The organism is Lunatimonas lonarensis (genome assembly GCF_000390185.1).
Classification (GTDB): Bacteria; Bacteroidota; Bacteroidia; order Cytophagales; family Cyclobacteriaceae; genus Lunatimonas; species Lunatimonas lonarensis.
Genome location: NZ_AQHR01000075.1, coordinates 1 through 4,740 on the forward strand (window position 1 = coordinate 1; position 4,740 = coordinate 4,740).

Annotated in this window: 3 protein-coding genes; all 3 read right to left on the minus strand. The window is 43.0% G+C overall.

Annotation, left to right across the window (positions count from 1 at the left end; all coding sequences use genetic code 11):
• Positions 1-832: 832 nt before the first annotated feature.
• Entirely contained in the window at positions 833-1,954 is a 1,122-nt protein-coding gene (locus ADIS_RS12460) for a Fic family protein (RefSeq protein WP_010854887.1), read from the minus strand.
• An 876-nt stretch (positions 1,955-2,830) separates the two neighbouring features.
• Positions 2,831-3,016: a hypothetical protein gene (locus tag ADIS_RS12465; protein WP_010854888.1), complete on the minus strand. Its 186-nt coding sequence runs from the start codon at positions 3,014-3,016 to the stop codon at positions 2,831-2,833.
• 128 nt (positions 3,017-3,144) lie between these two features.
• Positions 3,145-4,740 (minus strand): ATP-binding protein (locus ADIS_RS12470; protein ID WP_316931228.1); only part of this gene is annotated, 1,596 nt, incomplete at its 5' end.

Consider the following 4,740-nt stretch of genomic DNA (forward strand, 5'->3'; position numbering starts at 1 on the left):
CTTTTCCATAAATCATCCCCTGATTTAACAAGGTTGTAAATGAACGCGAAACATGATATGCTCCCTCCTCGCGTACCCCGCTCAAATGTCCTCCTGGACATTTGCCGTGCTCCACCCCCATTTACTCATAAGGTAACAAATTTTATCGGCATTCGTGAATGCTATCGCATTTCAGGAGCTTCAACACTACTACGGCTGGATCTGCCCCCCATTTCTCACCCAACCACGGGTGCAGGTTTCCCCTCTCGATTTGGCCTGACGAAATGGAGTTCACTTGTTCCCCTGACTGTGTCAGGACACGCTTGCTTGAAATGGCCTGTACTGCGTTTCCCGATACTCGGGACAGGCGCTGCCCACTTTACCCCGGATGCCGTGTAATCAGTAATCAAGTCGCCCATTACACTTGTTTCACAGCCTAAACGTGAGAGACTGCTTTCGACATCACAATTTGCGCTTTCGAGGCTTCGTCACTGGTTCACCCCGAAAGCTTTCGGGGTTCAGCTCCATCATGCACACCTTCGGGAATCTTTGTCCCCGTTTTTAACACCACCGTTCACCACAAGGAATGTTTCCATCTATGCAGCATGATGCGGTTTGCCAACTACTCTTGACAGTCGTAGGCGGAAGGCCACTCATTGCACTTGAGCACAATGTCTTCCATGTAAGTTTACAGCATTCATCCCAATCCCCTATAAGGAAAGGTAAGATTCAAGACACACCACGTTTTGCAGCTAAGAAACGTGGGGCTTTCGGAGCTCTTTTCTGTCCGCCTGCTACAAAGGTAGCCACGAAGAACTAACCTTGCGGAAACCACTTTCCGCCCCATGTTTTCTTAGGTGCTGTTACCAGCTGGCATTCCTATCAGTTCGTAATTTGTACTTCTTCCTCCTGCGGCTTCTTTTTGCAATATCCCTTTCTCAATTAGGTCATTAATATCCCTAACTGCAGAATCTTTTGAGCATTTTGCAATTTTCGCCCATTTTGAAGATGTTAATTTCCCTTCAAACCCATCCATTATTTTATTCAACAATTTTCTTTGACGATCATTTATTGCTGTATCTATGTGTTTTTGCCAGAACTCAGCTTTGAATAGTACTCTTGTAAGTATTGAATCTGTTGATATCAAAGAATTTATCAAGCAGTTTAAAAACCATACAATCCAATCGGTTATATCTAAATTTCCTTTTTGAGTTTTTTCCAATATCTCATAATATTTCTTCCGCTCTATTCTAATCTGAGCAGACATGCTATAGAAACGTTGGTTACTTTTGTCAGACTGAGCAAGAAGCATGTCTGTTAACGCTCTTGTTATTCTCCCATTTCCATCTTCAAAAGGATGAATAGTCACAAACCACAAATGTGCAATTGCAGCTTTAATCACTAAGTCAATTTTATTATTATTGAACCAATCTATAAATCGGGTCATTTCTTCTTCCAGCAATTCAGAATCAGGCGCCTGAAAATGAACTTTCTCTTTACCCATTGCTCCAGATACAACTTGCATAGGTCCTGTGGTATCTTTTCTCCAGTCTGCAACTGTAATTTTATGCATTCCACTTCTACCTGTTGGAAATAAAGCTGCATGCCAGTCAAAAAGTCTCTCAGCTGTCAATGGGGTAAAGCAGTTTTGCGTTGCATCAAGCATCATTTCAACTACTCCTTCTACATTCCTGTCGGATTCAACTGTTCCTGCTATTTCCATTCCTAATCTACGTGCAATTGAGGAACGAACTTGCTCAGGATTTAGAAATTCTCCTTCAATCTCTGAAGATTTTAATACATCTAGAGTCAACGTATCAAGCAAAGCTTCATTTCTTAAATCGAAACCCAATGTTTCCATTTTTCCAATAAGTCTGCCTTGTAAATTTCTTGCCTCACTCAACAAACTCAAGAAATTGTCACTGTTCCAGGTAAATTCAGGCCAGTTGTCTTTTTGATGTATAAAAGCTTTCATTCAATGCATTATTTGCAACGAAAATAACCCTTATTCGTCGCTAATCAAAATTAATCGTCGCTTATTTTGCATCAAATACCTTTTTTAATCGTTGCAATGTCGTTTCTTTTGCTTGCTGGTAATCGGGTCAGGCGGGGGAATTTACTCACTGTATTTATTATTTATCGGCGGCGTTCGTGATTTCCAATTCACCCCTACCTTCCCACAGAACTCCCGTAAAAACGGGACAGGCTGTGCGTGAGACTCTCACCTCACACGGCTCTTCATACCAACAACCACTTAAAGGTAATGCACTAAATGGATCATTTAGCGGTGGTCTTGCTTCTTTTCCATAAATCATCCCCTGATTTAACAAGGTTGTAAATGAAGGCGAAACATGATATGCTCCCTCCCCGCACACCCCGCTCAAATGTCCTCCCGGACATTTGCCGTGCTCCACTCCCATTTACTCATAAGGTAACAAATTTTATCGGCATTCGTGAATGCTATCGCATTTCAGGAGCTTCATCACTACTACGAATGAGTATGCCCCCTACATCTCTCCCACAACTTGTCCCGATTTTTCCATCGGGATTCCCTGAAAGTCTGCTTCCTCTTTTGATTTTACAGAGCGATGTAGAGTTCACCCTGACTGCGTCAGGGCAAGGCGTGCTACAGATGGTGGCCTGTACTGCGTTTCCCGATATTCGGGACAGGCACTGCCGGCTTAACCCCGGGTGCGGTGTGGCATCCCGATAGCCATCGGGATAACCACCTGTTTTTCACACCGTAATTTGCCATATCGAGGCTTCATCGTTGGCTCACCCCGAAAGCTTTCGGGGTTCAGCTCCGCAATACTCACCTACAGGGATCAAAGTCCCCGTTTTTCCTTACCGCTCACCACATATTGATTTCCCAGATATGCAGCGTAAGGTGGTTTGATGGCTGCTCCCTGACTGCGTCAGGGCAAGCCTCTGACTGTGTCAGGGCAAGCCCGCAAGCCGCCATCGGAGAGCCTGTCCACTGGTTGCCCAGCAGTCCTCCATCCATTTCAAAGCATTCAGCCCCTAGGGGCTGATTCAAGTCACACACGTGATTCAGCTTGGAGACGGCGGGCATTTGGGAACCGTTCTCTTCCAGCTTACTCCGAACTCCTTAAAGATACTAAACTTTCAATTTACTCGGAACCGCCCGCTGTATCCAAGGTGATGTTATCGCCTCGGTGTTCTTTTCTGCTTATTTGTTTTATCCTTTGAGCCAACCTTGAGCCCATTGTGAGCCAACTGAGCCAACTTTGAGCCAACTCCTAGTTTGTAAATTGCACTCGATCCCTTTGTCCCAATATTTTTCAATAACCCCTTGTTTTCTAACTCTTTAATGTCTCTCGTAGCCGTTGCTTTAGAAACATCTGCTATCTCCTGATACTTCGAATTAGTAATTTCTCCATATTTTTTAGTGTACAGGATCACTTCAATCTGTCTTACATTCAGTCCGGCCTTCTTCAACTGCTCTTCGGTAAACCGGTCTTTGAATATCATGCTCAGGAATCCTCCTTGTTCTTCTTTTAAAACTGGTTCCGGCAACCCTGCATTTTTACAAGCTTCAATGATTTTGATTGTTCCCCTTCCCCAAGAGTCAATATAGCCTGCTTTAAAACAAACATCTGCAAGCAAGGGGTTTCGGGGTTTCGATCGGTGTACTTTCTTTAAATCTTCTTCTGAAATTCCTTCTGGCAAACCACCATCATTCCAAACACTGAAATTATCCTCATACAATCGAATTTGTATTGGTGCTCCCATATAGTTCCGGTGCACTAAAGCATTTAGGAGCATCTCTCGGACTGCGGCAACCGGATATTCATCCAGTTCCACTCTTTGCATTCCCATAAAGTCAATCGGGTGAATGAAGAACTTGGCGTTAAGCATTTCTCCTATCCTGTCTTTGAGTTGTATCAGATTACCTTCTATTACCTCATGAAATTTTAAGTCAGCATCCGTTTCCCCGAATTTACCTATCTTAACCGCCATGTTCGGGTAAAATTTCCCAGGCTCTTTTCCAAATAAGACAATGGCTGCTCTTTTCAAATGTCCATTTTCAAGCAAACGCAATTTATCAAGCAAGTTAGATATGCTGATATCGTCTTCAACATTTATTCGTTTAACGATCTTTGAATCCTTCAAAAATTGCTTAATGCTCGATTCATCAATGTCACTGAGGGAAGCCCTTTGTTCAGGAATATCATCCCATGTCTTTCCTGTTCTTCTTAAAATGAATTCGTTCAAAGCCAATCCAGTTATTTCCTGAAGAGTGCTTCCGGTACGCACATAATATTTACCTCTTACAGAAATCGGTACATCATACCGTGGAACAATAATTTCAAGATAGTAATTTTCCATTTCTTCTTGCAGGTTCACTTCCGCATACACGCCCAAAACATCCCGAAACTTATTGGGCAAATCTTCCAATAGTTTTTTATGGTTGTCAACACCAGTAACCTTGCCTTTATCGTCAATACCAATATAGAGTTTACCCCCATTGGCATTGGCAAAACCACAAATCCATTTTAGGTATTCGTCTTTCCAGGATACTTTGAACTCAATATTTTGCGATTCTGATGTCACTTCTGTTTTTAAATAGTTTAAGGGACACAAATGTACTCTTTTCCGATTGTCGTTTTGCTGTTTTGGTTTTTTACACTGAGCGATAATCGGGTCAGGCGGGGGAATTTCACCCCTACCTTCCCACAGAACTCCCGTAAAAACAGGACAGGCTGTGCGTGAGACTCTCACCTCACACGGCTCTTCATA